Here is a 19,125-nt window from a genome sequence, read left to right as displayed (position 1 = left end):
GCAACTCGCTTACAGTTTATTTAATAATTCGATTTTTATTTTCTGTTTTGGTGGAAATGACGGGAATCGAACCCGTGTCCAAAATAAAAAGTTCTTACTATCTTCTACAAGTTTAGTCTATTTAACGCTTTAACCGTTAGATATTAAACAGACAAAAGTCTAAAGGCGAGATTATAAGATTTCCCCAAATGACATAATCATACATTTGAGTAAGCCATTAAAAATGACATCATCTAATGGAAAAATGGCGTTCCCAAAAGAGATGAGCTGCTATCTTAGGCAGCTAATGCGTAATTATCGTTTCCGATTATTTTTAAGTTGGATTTTAAAGCTCCCGCTTACTTGCCAATAATAATCTTTTTATCCTGTCGAAACCAAAACATTCCCTTAATTATTTATTTTTAATTTTCAAGTCATTCTATCATAAAAACATTTATTTTTCAACAGCCATTTTAATTTTTTTAATGTTTCGGTACAAAAAGGCTTATTACACCATAAGACGCTAAAGTCATTATTACTGAAGCTATTACGACTCCTAATCCAATGTAAAAAAATGATCTTTTTCTATTAAATTGAAGCAACGCCGCAATTAATGCACCTGTCCAAGCACCTGTTCCTGGAAATGGAATTGCTACAAACAGCATTAAGCCAATAAATTCTCCTGTTGCAAGTCCTTCACTTCGCTTTTTCGCACGATTTTCTATTTTTTCAATAAATTTTACCATAATATTATGTTTTTTCATAAATTCAAAAGCTTTTACTGAAAACAGCAGAATAAATGGTACAGGAAGCATATTTCCAATAATCGAAACAATCATATTCAAATACCAAGGTAAGCCAATAGCCGCTCCAATCGGTATTGCACCACGAAGCTCAATTATAGGCAGCATTGATATAAGAAATATTCCAATCATTTTGTTTAAAAGTGGAGCTCCAATCAAAGTTACCTTTATAAAATTTTTAAAAGATTCCATCATTTTTATTTTTTACTTTATAATAATTACATTCATTAATTATTACAAATTCCTCCTTTATTGTTTATTTACATTATTTCAAGAGAACTTATACTCTATTTTTTTATTTAAAATCCTATCTAATTCTTACAAAAATTCATACATTTACAACATATTTCCAACTAAATTTAATTATTTTTTTGTAATCACAAATATTAACGGCTGTGATTTTTCCAAGATAAACTCAGATTCATTAAAGCCACCAAATACTTTTACATTGCTTATTCCTAATTGCTCAAAAAATTTCATAAAATCAAAATAATTAACATTTGTTAAAATTTCATCATTTTCAAACTTATCATCCAAAATAGTTTTAAAAATCACATTATTATCAGAATTTTTGTAATAATAACGCTCAAATTTCACATTTTCATTTTCAATCAATGGTAAATTTCCCAAAAAATCAGATTCAGATTTTTGATTTTCAAAAAATTTATAAAAATTTATTAGACTGTGTCTGAAAACTCAAAATCTATGTTATATTTAATGTTTTTTTGATTTTATAAATTATACAAATCACGATAAAATCAGTATTTATTATTTTTGATTTTGGAAAAATTTATTAAAAATTCATCATTTTGATAGTTTTCAGACACGCCCTAGTTGAATAATCAGTTTCCCATTATTTTCAAGCTGTGAATAAGCCTTTTTTAAAAATAAAAAAATCTCATCTTTGCTATTCAAATGCGGTAACGTATTTCCAACATTTATTATTGTGTCAAATTTTCTTAATTCATCAATTCTCATCATATCCAAATTTTTTACATCAACATTTTTTTCTCTAGCCTGCTCAATCAATTTTTCATTTATATCAATCGAAATTACATCATATCCTTCATTTTTTAGAAATTTTGACAAATTACCTGTTGCAGCTCCCACATCAAGCACTTTTTTCCCTGTAATATATTTTTGAAAAAAATTCTTCTGAACATCTGAAAGCGAAAAAATAAAATCATATTTTTCTGCGATTGTATCGTAAAACTTTTTCATATTTTTTTTATTTTCCATATTTTCTCCAAATTTTAAAATTTTTTGAATTTTAACAGCAAAGTTATAATTTTAGATTATTATATCACAATTTTTATAAAATAAGAATTAAATTTGTCCAGACTTTTGTGGTCAATACGTCTAATTTATACTAAACCCCATTTAAATAACGAATTTATTACAAGCTTTTTCAACAAACGATAAAAACCGACGGAGCTTTTATTTGTTCAGCTACGACTGTCTGACGACTGTAAGGAGGAGTTTCGGAGTTAGGCAAATAAAAGTCGTAGTCTAGCCATAGGTATTGCGTAGCAATCTTGCCACAATTTTAATTATCAGGATAAACCTTTACTGCAAGATAAGGATTTGCGGCAATGAGCAATCCTGCGAAAAAAACCTAATAAAAATAGTAAAAACTAATATTAAATAAAATAATCTAATACTAAATCCCATTATAAAATAGAAACTATGTTAAGGACAAAAAGTTTTAATTCCTTACTAAATAGTATGTAATTCAAAATTTATTAAACATTCGCTATTTAAACGGGAAATAGTATTATATAATTTTTTTGATAAAATTCTTATTCTTTAACAAGTATTAATAACATTTTGAAATTTTCTGTTTCAGCTTCTACAGCGTGAGGTATATTTGCAGGAAGAACTGCACTTTCACCTTTTTTCACAATAAATGGTTTTCCATCAACATAATATTTTCCTTCCCCATCGAGCACAGTAACCAAAGCATCTCCAGGTGCTTTATGTGGATCAAGGCTCTCACCTTTCCAAAAAGACATAATTGTCATTACTAAATTTGGTTTTGCCACTAAATTTTTACTTACAATTTTTCCTTCCTGATATTCAACAACTTCAGCAAGATTAAAAGCACTTGCACTTTCCAGCATTTTTAATGTCTTATTTTCCATATTTCCATCTCCTATCTTTTCTCCAATTTCAATTAACTTCAAATTATCCCTTGCTTCGATAGAGTAATTATGATTTGCTGTTATTTCAAGAAAATCTCCATTGGAAATTGTTTTCTTATTATTTTCAATAAAAATCTCTCCATTACCATTAAAGCAATAATAATAACGGTTTCCAAGCATAGCTTCTGCTGTTATTTCCTCATCTTTTGCTAAAGAAAATAAAGAAATATAGCTGTTTGGCTGATTTAAAATTCGCATACTTACCACTTCAGCTTCTTTAGAAGTAATAAGCCTGTTAAAGTTTATTGGTTTTGCAACTTCTATTTTAACCATAAATCTCTCCTTTATTTATATATAATATTTTTTCCAGCTTTTTCATAAACATTTCCTGAATAAATTGATATTCTCCCATTCCTACTAATTCTGTTTCCACAGTATATCCATTTTTTTCAAGAATTGTTTTCCATGAATTTTCAGTATCTGACATAATGTCTTTTTTTGCATGTTTTCCAGCAACTATTAAAAAAGGTTTTATTAGTATTTTTTTATAATCTGTATTTTGTAATTTCTCTAAAATATCTGAAATTTGAATCTTTCCTTCAATTGTTCCAATAAAAATATTGTTTTTTCCAGCTTTTTCATATTTTTTCTGTAACTTTTCATAACTTTTATCCGAAATATCTTCTGAACCGTGTCCTACAAAAATAATTGCATCATTGCCTTTTGTATCATTAAATTCCTCATTTTCAACAATTTTTTCATAATCTTCTTCCACAAACAATAACGGTTCTGAAATTTTTCCGTATTTATTATTCAATTTTTTGTACTCAACTCCATCCAAAATATGAAGTGACAGTGTTACAATATTATTAAAACCCTTATTTTTTAAAGCATTCAGAGCTTCTTCATAATTAAAGACTAAATAATTTTTTTCAGTTTTCAGTTTATGGCATACTCTTTTAGACGTAAATGCACGTTCAAAATTCTTTTCTCCATATTTTTTCTTTACGTTATTTTCTATAACCTCAATTGTTTTTTTTAATGTCTCGGTATGTACAGTTCCATAACTTGCAACAACAATCCCTTTTTCCATAAACTATATTTCCTTTCAATTTTATAAAGTATACTTGAACCTCTTTAAATATCTAAAAATTCATAGTTAAACAAGATAATAGTAACCTTTTAGTTTGGTTTTAAAATAATTTTATTATAGTATAACACATATTTAAAAAAATAGAAATTTAAAAATAAATATATTAATTTTTTATAATACAAAAAAGAAAACCGACCATTTCTAGCCGATTTTCAAAGTTAATTTTTAAGATTTCGGTTTAAAATCAATTATTTAGCAATTTTGCTTGCGAAGTATCCTAAAGTTCTGATTAATTGAGAAGTATAAGACATTTCGTTGTCATACCAAGATACTGTTTTAACTAATTGAGCATCTCCATTTTGAACAATTTTAGTTTGAGTTGCATCAAATAATGATCCAAAGTGAATTCCAACAATATCAGAAGATACTAATGGTTCTTCAGTATATCCGAATGATTCGTTAGCTGCTTCTTTCATAGCTGCATTTACTTCGTCAACAGTTACTTTTTTGTTTAAAATAGATACTAATTCAGTTAATGAACCAGTTGGAACAGGTACTCTTTGAGCAGCTCCATCTAATTTTCCGTTTAATTCAGGTACTACTAATCCAATTGCTTTTGCAGCTCCTGTTGAGTTAGGTACGATATTTACTGCAGCAGCTCTTGCTCTTCTTAAGTCACCTTTTCTGTGTGGTGCATCTAATGTATTTTGGTCTCCTGTGTAAGCGTGGATAGTTGTCATTGTTCCAGTTACGATTCCAAATTTGTCATTTAATGCTTTAGCCATTGGTGCTAAACAGTTAGTTGTACAAGAAGCTCCTGAGATAACTGTTTCTGAACCATCTAAGATTTCGTGGTTTACGTTGTAAACTACTGTTTTAACGTCATTTCCACCAGGTGCAGTAATAACTACTTTTTTAGCTCCTGCTTTTACGTGTTTTTCAGCTTTTTCTTTAGTTGCAAAGAAACCTGTTGCTTCTAATACTACGTCTACTCCTAAATCTCCCCAAGGTAATTTTTCAGGATCAGCTTCTGCGAAAACTTTAATTTCGTTTCCGTTTACTACGAAAGCTCCTTCTTTAACTTCAATAGTTCCGTTGAATCTTCCTTGAGATGAATCATATTTGAACAAATGTGCTAACATTTTAGCATCTGTTAAATCATTAATTGCCACCACTTCAAATTTATCTGTTTGTTCAGCCATTAATCTTAATGCTAATCTTCCGATTCTTCCAAATCCATTAATTGCTACTTTAACTGCCATTTTAATAATACCTCCTAAAAATTTTAATATATAAATTAATATATTGTTTCTTACAATTTGAGTATACCACATTTTTTTTGAATTTTCAACAGTCAAAAATTAATAAATTTTATAGTTTTTTTATATAATTTAATTTCAATTTTAAGTGTAAGTATTTGATAATAATTTTTAGCAAAAAAAAACTACTGTAACCAGTAGCATATTTATACATATAATTTATTTTTAAATGGCTGGGCTGAATGGATTCGAACCATTGCATGCTGGAGTCAAAGTCCAGTGCCTTACCGCTTGGCGACAGCCCAACAATTTTCCTTAAGACAGTAATTATTATACAAAAAAAAATTCAATTTGTCAACACTTTATTTTATAATTTTTAAAATTATTTTTTTAGGTATATTGTCAAGTCAAGTGCAACAATTATTTTTTTTAAAGAGTATTCTAGCAATTTGAATAAAGTCTGTCCTATTATAATAATTTTAATTTCTAAGACAGACTTTTTTGCTAAATTAATTATTTAAACCTTCAATTTTCCATACACCATTTCTTTTTACGAATGTAGTTGCGGCATCTTTAACTAAAAATGCCTCAGCTTTGATATTTTTCATTTTTTCTCCTACTATTTTTAAAGATTCCTGTAATATGCTTTCATAAATTTTTTCTTTTTTAGCATCATTTGATGAACTCATCAAAATTTTCTTTATTTCATCTTGACTTTTATATCCTAGATTTTTTAAAACCTTTTCTTCCATTTCCTTTTTGCTTTCAAGTGATATTTTTGATATATCCTTTATTTTTATATCATAGAAGACCTGAACTTTGTTATTTGGAAGATTTTTAAACTGTTTGATATCAATCTTTGTATCAATGTTATTTAATGCCATTGATATGTATTCTTTTGAAAATTTTTGAATAATTCTATTTTTTGCAGAAGCACTTATATTAGATTCTTTATCAAATATTTGGTTACCAATTATTTTTGCAATTTCTGATAATTCTGCACCTACTATTTCGTTCATAATAGATTGAAGCTCTTTCTGCAGCACTCTTTCAACTTCTTTTTTTTCGTTTGCTGTTATTTCATTTGACACACTTCCAATCTTAGAATTTTTGGAAGGTGCGGCAAAACTATTTCCTAATACAACTAACATAATCAAAAATAATATTTTTTTCATAAAATCTCCTCACTTTACATTTATTTTAGTTTTCATTTAATTATACCATATTTTTTTAATTAAAGTTATTTTCTAAATTTTCTATTTTCCATTTGTTATTCACTTTTTTTACTGTAACTGACATATCTTCCAGCAAAGTTTCTTCCTCTTTGAATCCCTTTGCTTTTTCATTAATGAAATTTACCATTTCTTCAAGAAATATATAATAATATTTTCTCTTTAATTCGTCATTCCCTTTATTTTTCATAACTCTTTCTATTTCATCTTCATTTTTAATTCCCATTTTTTTTATAATTTTTCTTTCCGTTCCATCATCCAATTCTAATATATCCCAAAATTTTTCTAAATTTTTAATTTTTATATCATAATTTACTTGCACTTCATTTTGAGAAACATAATCAATTTTTTTTATTACAACTCTTGGTTCTACTCCTTTTAATGTGAATTTTACTATTTCATCAATGTATTTTTCTGTGATTTCATTTTTCAAGGAATTACTTATAACATAATCTTTTCCAAACAATTTATCAAATGCTTCTTCACTAAGCTGTTTTCTCGCCTCTGAAATTCCAGCATTCATAACGAAATGTACAAAGGGCTGAATCTCCTTTTGAATTGCATTTTCCATTTCTTTTCTCTCATTTTCTGATACTCTAGCTGCTGTTTTTAAATTTCTTGATACTGTTGCTGTAAAAGTATTTCCCATTATTACTAGCATTAGTGCAAACAATACTTTTTTCATAAAATCTCCTTATTCTATGTTTTAGCTTCCTTACAAGAGTATAACATATTTTTATGAAATATTAAAATTAAAAATTATTTTAAAACGCAAAAACTTACGAAAAAATAATTTATGTGATATAATATAGGAAATTTATAATTTTGAAGGAGGATTTAATGCCTAGAAATAAGAAAGAAGGAATTATTTTTGGAGTTACAATGTGTTTTTTAATGGTTTGTGGAATGAGTGCCTATAATTTGGCCCTTGTTGGAAAATTGAGCTTTGCAAAATTTGCGATTGGATTAATTCCAGGATTTATTGTTGCTTTTTTCTTTGATACAGTTATCGTCGGACCTGTTGCAAAGAAGATTGCTTTCAAATTTCCAATTGATAAAAATATTAAATTACAGATTATTTTAGCAATTTCGCTTTTAATGGTTATAGGAATGGTTACATTTATGTCTATTTTTGGCTTGTTAATGCGTCCTGAAATACCGCAAAATATTGTAAGTGCCTATTTTATTGGATGGGGAATGAATTTTATTGCCGCCCTGCCGTTGCAATTGCTAATTGTAGGCCCAATTTCACGGTTAAAACTTCAAATGTTACAAAGATATTTCGATAGCAAAATATAAATAAAAACATGATTATCAAACTATTATCAGTTTCTTTAATCATGTTATTTTTTTACTATTTTACATATTTTTTAACTCTTATTTTTCAAATCACACCTTTTCCCAAATTCATCATATTCTTCTCTTGTTACAATCTTATTATTTCTATCAAAAAAAATCCAGTTATAAAACTTTCTCCCATCTCGTATAACACCTTTTATAACTGCCTTTTCTATTAAATTATCGTTTTTTCCCTTGCTAAACCATTTATTAAAATAACAAAGAAAATTATTTTTAATTTCCACAAAATCTGTAATTTCTATTTTTGCATTTATTTTTCTCCCGTTTAATCTATAAATCGGAACATCTTTTTCAAAATCTTTTTCTTCAATTTCAATAATATTATTTTCTACTTCCAATTTTTTCCATTTCTTGAGATTATTCCATTCTTCCAAAGTCATTTTTATCATATCAAAATCTTTAATTGGCTTAAAATCACGAAATTCTACAATTGTATATTCTTTAATAAATTTTCCTATTTCTTCATTTTCTAAAAACTCGTTATTATCAAATACAATCCTATTCACATTATTTTTTTCAATAAATTTTATTATCTTCTCAAAACCAATTTCCCGTTTTACAACATCATCAAAAATTTCTGTTTTTTCTTTCCAAATTGATTTATACAGTCCAACTTTTTTCAGTTCTACCCGAAATTCCTTCTTGTTTATTTTTTCTCCCGCTTTTATTTTCTCAAGAAGTTCAATTAATTTTTTTGAAAAAACAACTTTATTTTTATGAATTATTTCTTTCAAATATCTAATTGTGCTGTTTCTCAAAATATCATAATTTCCTAAAATTTCATTTTTCAATTTTTCATCATTCGTAACTTCATTTTCATAACATTTCCACGAATAATCCTGCCCATCAAAACAATGAAATATTTTGTCTCCCTTTTCTTTCTCAAAATCATAATAAGAACAGCTATACAGCGGATCATCTTCCCTTCTCAAATCAAATGCCACATAATTTTTATCTTCTTCTGCTTCTCCAATATGCAAAAAACATTCTGCTTCAAAAAAAGAATCATTTTTCTGATTTTCAAGTTTTATAATTTTCATATTTCCAAGTCCTTATACATTAAACAATATTAAAAAAAATTTCATTTATTAATTTTTGAATTTTTGAATTTTTGGAAAAAACTCACTTAATTCCATAGGTGCGTTTTTATTAAATTTATTTTTTAATTGAGGAAGTTTAGATTCTAATATTTTCTTTGGCTTTTCATTATCATAATTATATAACATTTTTTCAATTTTTTTATTTTCCACCTCAATCTGCTCTTTTGATAAAGTAACATTTTTTTGTTTTATTACTTGATACTGCTCTGCAAAAATTTGCATGGAAAATATAAATAGAATTATTGTTATTAGTTTTTTCATTATTCTTCAATTCCTTTTCTAAACTCATGCGAAAATGCCTTGTCGTAAAGTTTAGACTTAGAATATTCATTTCCCATAAAGTTTCCTACAAGAATTTGTGCCGTTTTTGTAATTTTTTCCTTTTTCACAAGTTCAGCAATTGTTTCTAATGTTCCCATAACAATTTTCTGATCTTCCCAAGTTGCTCTTTGAACAATTGCAATTGGTGTTGTTTTATCATAATGTTTTAATAATCTTTTTACAACTTCATCAATCATTTGTACAGATAGGAATATTGCCATCGAACATTTATGTGAAGCAAGGCTTTCAAGACTTTCTGCTTCAGGAACAGATGTTCTTCCTTCTAGTCTTGTACAAATTATTGTCTGGCTCACATCTGGCAAGGTAAATTCTTTTTTTATTGCAGCAGCAGCAGCCACAAATGAACTCACTCCTGGAATTACTTCATATTCAATCCCATATTCATCCAGAATATCCATTTGTTCCCTTATTGCACCATAAATGCTCGGATCTCCAGTATGCACTCTTGCTACCAGCTTCCCTTTTTTGTGTGCCTTTATCGTAACTTCCATCACTTCATCCAAATTCATTGAAGCGGAATTATAAATTTCAGCTCCATCCTTATGGCAATCAATAACCTCTTTTGGAACCAATGATCCAGCATAAATTATTACATCTGCTTCTTTTACGATTCTTTGCCCTTTTACTGTAATCAATTCAGGATCTCCTGGTCCTGCTCCTATGAAGTATACTTTTTTCATAAAATTACCTCTTTCTTTTTTTATTTTTATAATATTTCATTTATTTCAAAACTTACTGATATTTCTGTATTCAAATATATTTTTTTATCTTTCTTAAAAAATGCTTCCCAGACTTTCCCATTTTCAAGATAAACGGATATTTTATCAAGTTTTTCAACTTCTTCAACATTTATTTTTTCTATTTTTTTGTTTTTTATTTCAAAAATCTTTTCAAATTTTCCTGAAATGTCGTTATTAATTATCTCGTTATCCACAAAATAAATTTCATTAACCAATTTTTTCTGATAATCTTCAAAACTATTGCAAAATTCTCTAAACTGACTATTACATACCCATTCACACAAAATATCCTTTATTGTCAATTTCTTGATTTTATTAATTTCTTCCTTATTCTCTAAAATTTCTTTTATATCATTTTCCAAAAATTCCAACGGTGAATATCCGTATACCTTCTCATTACAAAAATTATACTTTGGAATAAAATAAATTTTATCTTCCCATTTTTTTAAATAAATTTTAAAAAATTTGTAATACTCTATATTTCCACATAATTTCCATTTTCATATTTCGGCAAATCAAAACTTTCACCATAATGAATTTCTTTTCCGTCTTTTAAAACTTGAATATATTCTTCATACCAATCCTTATCATCATAGACTTTTTTTATTTCCAACTTTTTTCTCTTTTCATGTTATTTATTTTTCATCAAATTATAAATTATTATTTTTAACTATTTTTGCTTTTCAAATATCAAATATTTACTTCCTGCATATTTCATAAGCCACACATTGTTATTTGATAAATAAAATTTAATATAGCACTTTCCCCTTTTTTAAAGTTACCATTTTGTTACTTCGTAATAAAAATGTGCCTTCTTCACAATTTTTCTGTTTTAAGCTATAATTAACATAGTTAGCTAACTCAAAAAAATATATCTGGAGGAAATTAAAATGGTTGATTATAATAAAATATTAAAAGAAAACTCTTACGGAATTTTAGCTACACTCAATGATAATAAACCTAAAACAAGAATTTTACAATATCTGTTTTCTGAAAAAAATAATGTATATCTTGCAACTACAAATAATAAAAACGTTTATAAACAGTTAAAAAAATGTCCTTACGTTTCTTTTCTCTCTCATTCAAAAGATTATTTATCATTTATATCCGTAAATGGAAATATTCATTTTACTGATGATATTGATCTTAAAACAAGAGTTTTAAATGAATATCCAGCAATAAAAGAACTTTTTAAAACTCCTGACAATCCTATTTTTGAACTTTTTTATATTAATGTAGAAGAAATCAGGACTTTTGATTTAAAAACTTATACCAATGAAAATTTTAAAATTGAAAAACTATAATTAATTTGATACAATTTCAGTTATTCGTATTTTGTTTTTCTCTGTAATTTATACCCCATTTATCCATACTTTCCAGTATTGGTTTTAAGCTGTACCCTGTTTCAGTAAGAGAATATTCAACTTTTGGAGGAACTTCAGGATAAATCTTTCTTATAAGAAGATTGTCCTCCTCCATTTCTCTTAAATTGTATGTCAAAACTTTATTAGAAATTCCGTTTATAGATTTTCTCAACTCTCCAAATCTTTTTGTTCCATCGAGTAAATCTCTTATTATAAGTATTTTCCATTTATTAGAAATTAAAGAAAGCGTTATTTCAACAGAACACTTCGGTAATTCTTTTTTATTCATAATTATCATTCTCTATTCCTTTTAATTTTATTTTCTTATTATACTCCCTCAAAACTTTTTCCACCTCATTTTCAAACACTTCCTTATTAGGAATATACAACGTGTATTTTGAAGCAAAAATCTGATTAGAAAGTCCACCTAGTGCATATTCAGACTGAATACCATTTTCTTTATCTGTGCACAAAATTATTCCAACTGGCTCATTGTCAAACTCATCATTTACTTCTGCCTTAAAATAGTTTAAGTACATATTCATCTGACCCACAGCTTCAGGCATTAATTTAGAAGTTTTCAGCTCTATCAAAACATAACTTCTAAGAACTTTATTATAAAAAACCATATCCGCATAATAATGATTATTCCCCAGAGTTATCCGATATTGAGAACCTACAAACATAAAACCTTTTCCAAGTTCAAGCAAAAATTTTTCTATATGTTTTACAAGAGAAGCTTCCAAATCACTTTCCAATAAGGATTTATCTTCAGGAAGTCCTAAAAACTCAAATACATATGGATCTTTTATTATATCTTGTGGTTTTTGAATAACATTTCCTACTTTTGACAATTCCAAAACTTTTTTCTTATTTATTTCTCCAGAAGAAAGCAGTAATCTTTGATATAATGATGTTGAAATTTGCCTTTTTAATTCTCGAACAGACCATCTTGAATTTTCACATTCCCTTTCATAAAATGCTCTTTCTTTATCATCAGATATACTCAAAATCTCACAATAATGGGACCAGCTCAATTTTCCAGACACTGTCTGGAATTTTTGATATTTCAAATAAAATTTTCTCATATTAAATAAATTTGATTTTGAAAAGCCCTTTCCATATTCTTTTGTCAATTTTTTTGACAATTCTTTTAAAAGTTTTTTCCCGTATTCCGCCCTCTCATTATTTTTCTGTTCATCTTCTATAATAATTTTCCCAATTTTCCAATAAGTCTGCACAAGAATATTATTAATCTTTACAGATACCTGTTTCCTTGCATTTTCCATCAATTCTTTGATTTGCAAATAAACCATATTACTCTCAATTCCTTTTTCAATTTTACCCATTTTAACCCCCTATTTATATTAAATTCTAAAAATAATTTATAACTTATCAAACATATTTAACTAATAACTAATTTTTTGTTCAACATTCGGATTTTGAACGGCTTTCTCATACAATCCCTTTAATTCTTCAAAATGATTTCCATTTTTTTCTCTATACTCTTTTTCCTTTTCTGTCAATTCCCTATTATACGGATTATCTCCCAAACTGCTGTGGAGTGCAACTCCAAATTGTGTTATAATATCAAATTTCATGATTTCCTGCGACAAACTTTTATCTGTATAAAATTTATAACCATCGTAATTTGAACCTCTTCCCGCATCATAGTAAATATCGTTATTGTATTTTACTTTTACAATATTTTTTATTTCTTTTTTTGTTTTTCTTTCATAAATAACTGCCCTATTGTTTTCGACCAATTCAGCAATATAATTACGGACATAATCCAATTTTTTATCTTTATCTGAAATACTATTTTTTATATTCTTTTCTTTTTTATCTCTATTTTTATTGTATAATTCCAATAAATCACTTTTTCTCACTAAAATATCATAATTTTCAGTTTTATACGTTACTATATTCTTTTTATCACTTGGCAATACATAACTCAAATTTATTTCCTTTTCAAAAATTTGACTTAATTCTATGTATCTTTTTTTCTTCGTATCATAAGTTCCTTTTACAATTGTTTCTGCTAGTCCTTGAATTGCTACTCCAAGTAACAAAATAAATAATATTTTTTCATAATAATTCCTTCTTTCTTTTAGTTCTTAAATTTTAACTACTTCTTATTAAATATCCCCATCAATCTTGTTTTCAACACAATTTTTCCTTTTATTTTTATTATTTATTTTCAAAGTTCCCAAATAAAATCCCATATTAACAATCATCGCATAAACAAAGTACCTCGACTCTAATGTCTTTATAATCCCAAATTTTTCGACACTATTTTCCCCTTCTTCAAAATACATCAAAACTTTGTAGGGGAAAGTATAAATTATTGCGTGATAGTCTTCTTTATACCAATTAAAGCCCATAAAAATAAATATTCCCATAATTATTAGACAGGCTGCTATTGTCAATATTCTTACAACTTCAATTTCTTCTTTATCAAAATATTTTTTTATAAAAAATCCAAAAAAGAAATTAGTAATAAAAAATGAAATTAAAGTTATATATTGACTAAAGCTTTTATCAATTCCAAAAATACTTTCTATTATTGCAAAAAAAATCATAAAAGCATTTGGAAAAAAGAATATATAAATTGGTATTAAAAAGTACATTACAACAAACCATAATGTAATTTTAGAAACTTTAAACAAATAACTTCTAATCTCTATTTTACTTCTAAATATTCCTAAAATGAATAATCCGTTGAAAAAACATAATTTTATAACTCCCATAATATCTATTCTAAATAGTAATATCATTGACAAAATTATAAAAAATATTGGCAATTTCAAAATTTTATCATTTTCATATTCTTCACTTTTTCCTAATAAATAAAATATTAAACCAAAAAATACGCCTACTACTACCGAAAATATTCCTTCAAAAACTATACGGTATGGCAAATCAAAACCATAATCCCAATCATATTTTCCAATCCAGAAATAATACATAAATAATAAAATTTGTAAAACTATAAATATTATTATTTTAGGTTTTAACTTTTTTACGCTTTTAGAAATCTTTTCCATTCATCTATTCCCTATTTTTTTAGAATTAATGTAGAAAAATAATGTACACTTTCAACATTTTCAATATCTGTAATAATTTCTTCATTTTCTTTTCCACAGTTTGAAACAATAACTATATTTTCTTTATTTCCTGTTTCAATAATCGCTTTTTTTATTTTTTCAAAATCTCGGCTAATTTTCATTAACACTAAATTTTGATTATTTTCAATTTCTTTATAAACATCAGTCTTTCTATTGACAGAAACTACTTTTAAATCTTCATCTCCAATCATCAGCGGTATATTAAGCCTTGCCGCAATACTGTTAAACGAAGTTATTCCCGCAATAGTTTCAACTTCCACATCATCTGAAATATGTTCCAATACATAAGTATAAGTGCTATAAGTCATTGGATCACCTATTGTTAAAAACGCTACATTTTTACCTTTTTCCAATTCAGCACTTATTACATCCGCATTATTTTTTCTAAAAACTTTTCTCGCTTCCACATCCTTTATCATAGGAAACTCCAGAAATAATTGCTCTACTTCTGGTTTTACATATTCTTTTACAATATTAAAGGCTGTACTTCCTTCTCCGCTTTTTGCCTCAGGCAGTACTATCACATCTACTTCATGCAGTCTTTTTGTTGCTTTAACTGTTATATTTTCAGGATCTCCTACTCCTACTCCTATTCCATAGAATTTACCTAATTTACTAGCCATTTTTTCTCCTCTAATTTTTATTCATTCCAAATTTTTTAGTTTCAAAAACTTTTTTCCAATAATTTTCTCGTTCTAATATATATTCCTGTTTTGTCTTGGTATCAAAAATTTCAAGTATAGAGTACTTAAAGTTAGTTTGAATATATTTTTCACCTTTTTCCTCTAAAACTTTTTTTAGTTCTACATTTCCTCCAGTTAAATTATTAACATACTCCATCTATTTAGTAAACAATCATTGCCATAAGCTGAACCAATATATAATTTTCCATTAAACACATCAGTAATAGCATAAATACGTTTTAGACATCATTAAACTTCCAACAACCACTCCAGAGCATTTACAACCTTTATTCCGTCATAGTCAGTATTTACCATTACATCATCTAAGGTTATAAGATACTTCGGATAGTTATCCTTAATATTTTTAAAGGTATCCAGTTCCCTTTTTAAAGTGTTTTCATCTAAAACTGTCAAAGCGACCTGATAATACTCAATTTCATTTGAATTAATAACAACAAAGTCAATTTCGTTTTTATCAAACTGCCCGACATATACATTGCCTTTTCTTCTAAGCAGTTCAAGATAAATTACATTTTCCAGTATATGACCCATATCTATATTTCTATTACCTAAAATCATCTGTCTGAGTCCTAAATCTGCAACATAATATTTTGATAATGTGGACAGGAATTCTTTCCCTTTTATATTGTATCTGCTAACTTCATGCACAAGTAAACTGTCAGTAAGCCCTCTAATATACTTTTCAATGGTTTTTGCATCCGTTTTTCTTCCCATTGAAGTTAGGGTATTCGCTATCTTTGAAAGCGAAGTTAAATTACCGATATTATCAAATACATACTTCACAACACTTTCAAGTCTCATTACATCTGAAATTTTCAATCTTGCAACTATATCTTTCAAAAGCACTGAGTTATATATTCCGCTTAAATATTCATGTATATTTTTCAAATCACTGTCTAACTGTAAAGTATAAGGAAACGAACTGTTTACTATATATTCATTATAATATTGTATAAGTGTTTTTGATGTCCTATTTTCCTTCTGCTCCAGTTTTTCATACTCTAATTTAGCCTGATAATACTCCTTAAATGATAAAGGCAACATTTTCAGTTCTATATAACGCCCACTTAAAAGGGTTGCCAGCTCGCTCGACATAAAATAGGCATTAGAACCTGTTATATACAGGTCTGTATTTTCTTTTATAAAAAGGCTGTCTACAACTTTTTCAAATTTATCCACATGCTGAATTTCATCTAAAAATATATAATTCCTTTTATCTTTAATCATTTTAGATTTTATATATTCGTAAAGTTTTTTGTAATCTGTAAGTTCTTCATAATCCATATCTTCAAAATTTATGGATATAATCTGATTTTTTGCAACTCCATTTTCAAGCAGAAAATCTTTATATATCTCAAAGAGAGTGGATTTTCCACATCTTCTTACACCAGATACGACCTTTATTATCTGTCTGTCTTTTGATTTTACTAAAAAATCTAAATATTCTTTTCGATCTATTCTTATCATTTTAACACCTCATTTCCTTTTAAATTATACCCCTTTTTTATTTAAAAATCAATTTTTGTGGAATGTAATCCTATTTTTTTATGAATTAACAAATTTTAAGGAATATATTCCTTAAATTTCGGAATTTTTATTTTTTAAAGGAATGTAATCCTATAATTTAAAAATTATCAATGAGGTTTTTCCAGCTTTTATTTCTTCATAAATTTAATTAAACTTGCATTTAGAATTTGATAAAACAAATATTCTGAAACAAGGGGTATTAAACCCCTTGTGAAAATAAAAAACTTAGGCTGTCTAACAGGTCTATTATACAAATAGTATTTTTTTCAAACATCATAGTATAGTCTGATTTTTTCAATCTGCTAACAACAACCGTAACAACTTCTATATCCTTAAAGCCCTTTTCTTTTAAAATTATCAAAAAACTTCTTACTGCTTCCCAGCTCTTTTCTTTCAGCAGAAATAATAAGTGTTTCTACTTCCAGATCCCAGCCGTTTCTTCGGCAATATTCTTCACATTTCTGTTTGGCTTTTTTTGCCAGAAGATCGTAAACTTCTGTTTTTTCAATGTATTTTGTAGCTTCTTCGGTTGTGTTGGAAGCCATTATCTTTTTAAGGTTTTCCATGCTTTCGCCTACAAGCAGCGCATTTGCAGCGAGTATTTCCATTTTGGCATCAGAAACTCTGCTATGTGTATGAAATATCCCGCCTGCAACTTTTACAAATTTTCCAAGTTCACCAATAAAGTAAATTTTTCTTGCCTCAAATTCGCACGCCCTGTCAAACATATAGCCCACAAAATTACTTATTACAACAGATAATGAAGTATTATCCTCAAAATTGTCAGTTAAATATTTTTTCCCCCTGTTTCCAAATAGAAATATTGCCTCACCATTTTCAGCATTTTCAAGAGCCATCTTCAATTCAATGGCAAGCGATGCTTTCCATGCGTCTTCCGACATCGGCTTTACTATTCCCGTTGTACCAAGAATTGAAATTCCACCGATAATTCCAAGTTTTGCATTCAATGTTTTTTTTGCAGTTTCTTCGCCTTTTGGCACAAAAATTTCTATATCTGCACCTTTTCCAGTTGGAAGAACACTTTCCACCGCCGCTCTTATCATTTTTAAAGGAGTAGGATTTATTGCAGAATTTCCAGGAGAGATGGGAAGACCTTTTTTGGTAACTTTCCCTACTCCTATCCCACCAAAAATATTTATTTTTGCATCATCACGCAAACTTACCTTTGAAAAAATCTGAAGTCCGTGAGTAACGTCGGGATCATCTCCCCCATCCTTTAAAACCGATGCAAGCGCATAGTTATCTGCTTTTTTTAATGAATCTACTTTTATTGTTATAGATTTTCCTGAGGGAAGTCCGATAGTTACTTCTGGTATATCCTGTTCTCCATCTTGCAGAAGATACATAAGTGCAGCTTTCGTGGCTGCTGTTGCAGAACTTCCCGTTGTATAGCCATATCTTAGTTTTCTACCGTTAAAATATACGTATTCTTCCATTTTTACTTCCTTCCCTTTGTTAGTAGTTTTTTTAATATCTGTCTCTTTCAAACATTTGATACAGTATTCCATGTAATACTGCCACAGCTACTGTACTTCCACCTTTTGTACCGTTAGTTCTTATAAATGGCACATCATAATCTGAAAGTGCGGCTTTTGATTCAGGACATCCAACAAATCCTACTGGTACTCCTGCAATAAGTTTAGGCTTTTCTGCCCCTTCCTTGCTTATTTCTTCAAGAAGTTTAAATAATGCTGTTGGAGCATTTCCAATCAAAAATATTTTTGTATCCTTATCTTTCACTGCTCTTTCAATTCCAACCATCGATCTTGTAATTCCTCTTTCCTTAGCTTCTTTTGCCACTTCTTCATCATTTACAAGACAATATGCTGAACATCCAAATTTCGCAAGACCTATTTTATTTAATCCAGTAACAATCATATTTGTATCACAATATATCTTGCACCCTGATTTTATAGCTTCCATAGCCGAATTTACCGCATCATTATGAAACTCTGTAATATCTGCATACCCAAAATCTCCAGTAGTGTGCACCAGTCTTTTCACAATTGGCTTCTCATTTTCAGCAAAGTGGTCTACCTTGTTCCCTAATCCTTCCGTAATCATTTCAAAACTTCTTACTTCTATCCCTTTCGGATCCTTAATATACGACATAAATTGATTCCCTCCAATATTTTTTTATGTTTTTAAACTAAAAAAAAATCAAACAATATTTTAAGTTTAAATTTTAAATACAGCAATTCCAGTTTAAAACTAGAATAAATCTTTTGCTATATCTATAGCCAATCCATTGCTTTTTTAACAGTTTTACAACAATTTTCAAGTGGATTGACTATAACTTTGATTAGTTCGATTTTTAAATAGTTTTACTATAC

Annotated in this window: 25 protein-coding genes, 1 tRNA gene and 1 other RNA gene; 2 read left to right on the top strand and 25 right to left on the bottom strand. The window is 27.7% G+C overall.

The annotated features are described in order from the left end of the window. Positions 1-48: 48 nt before the first annotated feature. The 10 genes from ssrA to LEBU_RS00550 form a co-directional block, all read right to left on the bottom strand. Positions 49-387, bottom strand: a transfer-messenger RNA (tmRNA) gene (gene ssrA / locus LEBU_RS11645). Positions 388-461: 74 nt separating this feature from the next. Beyond that, positions 462-977, bottom strand: a complete 516-nt coding sequence (locus tag LEBU_RS00590) for a COG2426 family protein (RefSeq protein WP_012806243.1) — start codon at positions 975-977, stop codon at positions 462-464. Positions 978-1,145: 168 nt separating this feature from the next. Beyond that, positions 1,146-1,397, bottom strand: coding sequence for a hypothetical protein (locus tag LEBU_RS00585; RefSeq protein WP_012806242.1), 252 nt, complete (start codon positions 1,395-1,397; stop codon positions 1,146-1,148). A gap of 204 nt (positions 1,398-1,601) precedes the next feature. Beyond that, positions 1,602-2,021, bottom strand: coding sequence for a class I SAM-dependent methyltransferase (locus LEBU_RS00580; protein WP_012806241.1), 420 nt, complete (start codon positions 2,019-2,021; stop codon positions 1,602-1,604). Between the two features lie 560 nt (positions 2,022-2,581). Further along, the gene (locus LEBU_RS11640) at positions 2,582-3,256 is read right to left on the bottom strand and encodes a cupin domain-containing protein (protein WP_012806240.1); all 675 of its coding nucleotides are present in this window, start codon (positions 3,254-3,256) and stop codon (positions 2,582-2,584) included. Then, on the bottom strand, positions 3,249-4,016 hold the full coding sequence (locus LEBU_RS00570) for a sirohydrochlorin cobaltochelatase (RefSeq protein WP_012806239.1): 768 nt from the start codon (positions 4,014-4,016) through the stop codon (positions 3,249-3,251). The genes LEBU_RS11640 and LEBU_RS00570 overlap by 8 nt, the downstream gene beginning before the upstream one ends. A gap of 248 nt (positions 4,017-4,264) precedes the next feature. Next, the gene (gap, locus tag LEBU_RS00565) at positions 4,265-5,278 is read right to left on the bottom strand and encodes a type I glyceraldehyde-3-phosphate dehydrogenase (RefSeq protein ID WP_012806238.1); all 1,014 of its coding nucleotides are present in this window, start codon (positions 5,276-5,278) and stop codon (positions 4,265-4,267) included. Between the two features lie 227 nt (positions 5,279-5,505). Continuing rightward, positions 5,506-5,580: transfer RNA gene (locus LEBU_RS00560), tRNA-Gln, on the bottom strand. Positions 5,581-5,784: 204 nt separating this feature from the next. After that, the gene (locus tag LEBU_RS00555; RefSeq protein WP_012806237.1) at positions 5,785-6,450 is read right to left on the bottom strand and encodes a hypothetical protein; all 666 of its coding nucleotides are present in this window, start codon (positions 6,448-6,450) and stop codon (positions 5,785-5,787) included. A 55-nt stretch (positions 6,451-6,505) separates the two neighbouring features. Next, positions 6,506-7,192 (bottom strand): hypothetical protein, encoded by a 687-nt coding sequence (locus LEBU_RS00550; RefSeq protein WP_012806236.1) that lies wholly within the window; start codon positions 7,190-7,192, stop codon positions 6,506-6,508. A gap of 155 nt (positions 7,193-7,347) precedes the next feature. Between LEBU_RS00550 and LEBU_RS00545 the strand changes: the two genes are divergently transcribed. Beyond that, positions 7,348-7,806, top strand: coding sequence for a DUF2798 domain-containing protein (locus LEBU_RS00545; protein WP_012806235.1), 459 nt, complete (start codon positions 7,348-7,350; stop codon positions 7,804-7,806). Positions 7,807-7,877: 71 nt separating this feature from the next. Here the strand turns inward: LEBU_RS00545 and LEBU_RS00540 are convergent, their stop codons facing one another. The 5 genes from LEBU_RS00540 to LEBU_RS12085 all read right to left on the bottom strand — a co-directional run bounded on the left by LEBU_RS00540 (position 7,878) and on the right by LEBU_RS12085 (position 10,661). Beyond that, positions 7,878-8,906, bottom strand: a complete 1,029-nt coding sequence (locus LEBU_RS00540) for a hypothetical protein (protein ID WP_012806234.1) — start codon at positions 8,904-8,906, stop codon at positions 7,878-7,880. 48 nt (positions 8,907-8,954) lie between these two features. Continuing rightward, the gene (locus LEBU_RS00535) at positions 8,955-9,227 is read right to left on the bottom strand and encodes a hypothetical protein (RefSeq protein WP_012806233.1); all 273 of its coding nucleotides are present in this window, start codon (positions 9,225-9,227) and stop codon (positions 8,955-8,957) included. Next, positions 9,227-9,988: a precorrin-4 C(11)-methyltransferase gene (gene cobM / locus LEBU_RS00530; RefSeq protein ID WP_012806232.1), complete on the bottom strand. Its 762-nt coding sequence runs from the start codon at positions 9,986-9,988 to the stop codon at positions 9,227-9,229. Before cobM ends, LEBU_RS00535 begins: the two co-directional genes overlap by 1 nt. 26 nt (positions 9,989-10,014) lie before the next feature. After that, on the bottom strand, positions 10,015-10,419 hold the full coding sequence (locus LEBU_RS12090; protein ID WP_012806231.1) for a hypothetical protein: 405 nt from the start codon (positions 10,417-10,419) through the stop codon (positions 10,015-10,017). Positions 10,420-10,523: 104 nt separating this feature from the next. Further along, a complete protein-coding gene (locus LEBU_RS12085) occupies positions 10,524-10,661 on the bottom strand; it encodes a hypothetical protein (protein ID WP_012806230.1) in 138 nt (45 codons plus the stop codon). Positions 10,662-10,938: 277 nt separating this feature from the next. On the opposite strand from LEBU_RS12085, the gene LEBU_RS00520 reads away from it, so the two are divergent. Next, a complete protein-coding gene (locus LEBU_RS00520) occupies positions 10,939-11,352 on the top strand; it encodes a pyridoxamine 5'-phosphate oxidase family protein (RefSeq protein ID WP_012806229.1) in 414 nt (137 codons plus the stop codon). Positions 11,353-11,368: 16 nt separating this feature from the next. On the opposite strand, the gene LEBU_RS00515 is transcribed toward LEBU_RS00520, so the two are convergent. From LEBU_RS00515 to LEBU_RS00475, 10 genes are all read right to left on the bottom strand, one after another. Next, a complete protein-coding gene (locus LEBU_RS00515; protein ID WP_041760710.1) occupies positions 11,369-11,701 on the bottom strand; it encodes a winged helix-turn-helix transcriptional regulator in 333 nt (110 codons plus the stop codon). Further along, positions 11,694-12,761: a PDDEXK nuclease domain-containing protein gene (locus LEBU_RS00510; RefSeq protein WP_012806227.1), complete on the bottom strand. Its 1,068-nt coding sequence runs from the start codon at positions 12,759-12,761 to the stop codon at positions 11,694-11,696. The genes LEBU_RS00515 and LEBU_RS00510 overlap by 8 nt, the downstream gene beginning before the upstream one ends. Positions 12,762-12,821: 60 nt before the next feature. Beyond that, positions 12,822-13,484 (bottom strand): hypothetical protein, encoded by a 663-nt coding sequence (locus LEBU_RS00505; protein ID WP_012806226.1) that lies wholly within the window; start codon positions 13,482-13,484, stop codon positions 12,822-12,824. Positions 13,485-13,550: 66 nt separating this feature from the next. Next, a complete protein-coding gene (locus LEBU_RS00500; protein WP_012806225.1) occupies positions 13,551-14,459 on the bottom strand; it encodes a hypothetical protein in 909 nt (302 codons plus the stop codon). Positions 14,460-14,470: 11 nt separating this feature from the next. Continuing rightward, positions 14,471-15,163, bottom strand: coding sequence for a precorrin-2 C(20)-methyltransferase (gene cobI, locus LEBU_RS00495; RefSeq protein WP_012806224.1), 693 nt, complete (start codon positions 15,161-15,163; stop codon positions 14,471-14,473). 10 nt (positions 15,164-15,173) lie between these two features. Beyond that, positions 15,174-15,380: a GIY-YIG nuclease family protein gene (locus tag LEBU_RS00490; RefSeq protein WP_238974492.1), complete on the bottom strand. Its 207-nt coding sequence runs from the start codon at positions 15,378-15,380 to the stop codon at positions 15,174-15,176. 92 nt (positions 15,381-15,472) lie between these two features. Beyond that, a complete protein-coding gene (locus LEBU_RS00485) occupies positions 15,473-16,711 on the bottom strand; it encodes an ATP-binding protein (RefSeq protein ID WP_012806223.1) in 1,239 nt (412 codons plus the stop codon). Between the two features lie 259 nt (positions 16,712-16,970). Beyond that, positions 16,971-17,132, bottom strand: coding sequence for a hypothetical protein (locus tag LEBU_RS11940; RefSeq protein WP_162009826.1), 162 nt, complete (start codon positions 17,130-17,132; stop codon positions 16,971-16,973). Beyond that, positions 17,104-18,228 (bottom strand): cobalt-precorrin-5B (C(1))-methyltransferase CbiD, encoded by a 1,125-nt coding sequence (gene cbiD / locus LEBU_RS00480; protein ID WP_012806222.1) that lies wholly within the window; start codon positions 18,226-18,228, stop codon positions 17,104-17,106. The genes LEBU_RS11940 and cbiD overlap by 29 nt, the downstream gene beginning before the upstream one ends. Before the next feature lie 31 nt (positions 18,229-18,259). Then, on the bottom strand, positions 18,260-18,904 hold the full coding sequence (locus LEBU_RS00475; RefSeq protein WP_012806221.1) for a precorrin-8X methylmutase: 645 nt from the start codon (positions 18,902-18,904) through the stop codon (positions 18,260-18,262). Between the last annotated feature and the right edge of the window lie 221 nt (positions 18,905-19,125).

The sequence above is a fragment of the Leptotrichia buccalis C-1013-b genome (genome assembly GCF_000023905.1).
Lineage (GTDB): Bacteria > Fusobacteriota > Fusobacteriia > Fusobacteriales > Leptotrichiaceae > Leptotrichia > Leptotrichia buccalis.
The sequence above is the reverse complement of the archived record's forward strand: the minus strand, read 5'-3'. Positions and strand labels throughout refer to the sequence as shown.

Coding starts and splice junctions, on each gene's coding strand:
- LEBU_RS00540 (WP_012806234.1), bottom strand. CDS start 8,906: ATGAAAATTATAAAACTTGAAAATCAGAAAAATGATTCTTTTTTTGAA.
- cobI (WP_012806224.1), bottom strand. CDS start 15,163: ATGGCTAGTAAATTAGGTAAATTCTATGGAATAGGAGTAGGAGTAGGA.
- LEBU_RS00485 (WP_012806223.1), bottom strand. CDS start 16,711: ATGATAAGAATAGATCGAAAAGAATATTTAGATTTTTTAGTAAAATCA.
- LEBU_RS00550 (WP_012806236.1), bottom strand. CDS start 7,192: ATGAAAAAAGTATTGTTTGCACTAATGCTAGTAATAATGGGAAATACT.
- LEBU_RS00570 (WP_012806239.1), bottom strand. CDS start 4,016: ATGGAAAAAGGGATTGTTGTTGCAAGTTATGGAACTGTACATACCGAG.
- LEBU_RS00510 (WP_012806227.1), bottom strand. CDS start 12,761: ATGGGTAAAATTGAAAAAGGAATTGAGAGTAATATGGTTTATTTGCAA.
- LEBU_RS00475 (WP_012806221.1), bottom strand. CDS start 18,904: ATGTCGTATATTAAGGATCCGAAAGGGATAGAAGTAAGAAGTTTTGAA.
- LEBU_RS00545 (WP_012806235.1), top strand. CDS start 7,348: ATGCCTAGAAATAAGAAAGAAGGAATTATTTTTGGAGTTACAATGTGT.
- LEBU_RS00520 (WP_012806229.1), top strand. CDS start 10,939: ATGGTTGATTATAATAAAATATTAAAAGAAAACTCTTACGGAATTTTA.
- LEBU_RS11640 (WP_012806240.1), bottom strand. CDS start 3,256: ATGGTTAAAATAGAAGTTGCAAAACCAATAAACTTTAACAGGCTTATT.
- cbiD (WP_012806222.1), bottom strand. CDS start 18,228: ATGGAAGAATACGTATATTTTAACGGTAGAAAACTAAGATATGGCTAT.
- cobM (WP_012806232.1), bottom strand. CDS start 9,988: ATGAAAAAAGTATACTTCATAGGAGCAGGACCAGGAGATCCTGAATTG.
- gap (WP_012806238.1), bottom strand. CDS start 5,278: ATGGCAGTTAAAGTAGCAATTAATGGATTTGGAAGAATCGGAAGATTA.
- LEBU_RS00555 (WP_012806237.1), bottom strand. CDS start 6,450: ATGAAAAAAATATTATTTTTGATTATGTTAGTTGTATTAGGAAATAGT.
- LEBU_RS00535 (WP_012806233.1), bottom strand. CDS start 9,227: ATGAAAAAACTAATAACAATAATTCTATTTATATTTTCCATGCAAATT.
- LEBU_RS00490 (WP_238974492.1), bottom strand. CDS start 15,380: ATGGAGTATGTTAATAATTTAACTGGAGGAAATGTAGAACTAAAAAAA.
- LEBU_RS00500 (WP_012806225.1), bottom strand. CDS start 14,459: ATGGAAAAGATTTCTAAAAGCGTAAAAAAGTTAAAACCTAAAATAATA.
- LEBU_RS00515 (WP_041760710.1), bottom strand. CDS start 11,701: ATGAATAAAAAAGAATTACCGAAGTGTTCTGTTGAAATAACGCTTTCT.
- LEBU_RS00590 (WP_012806243.1), bottom strand. CDS start 977: ATGATGGAATCTTTTAAAAATTTTATAAAGGTAACTTTGATTGGAGCT.
- LEBU_RS00580 (WP_012806241.1), bottom strand. CDS start 2,021: ATGGAAAATAAAAAAAATATGAAAAAGTTTTACGATACAATCGCAGAA.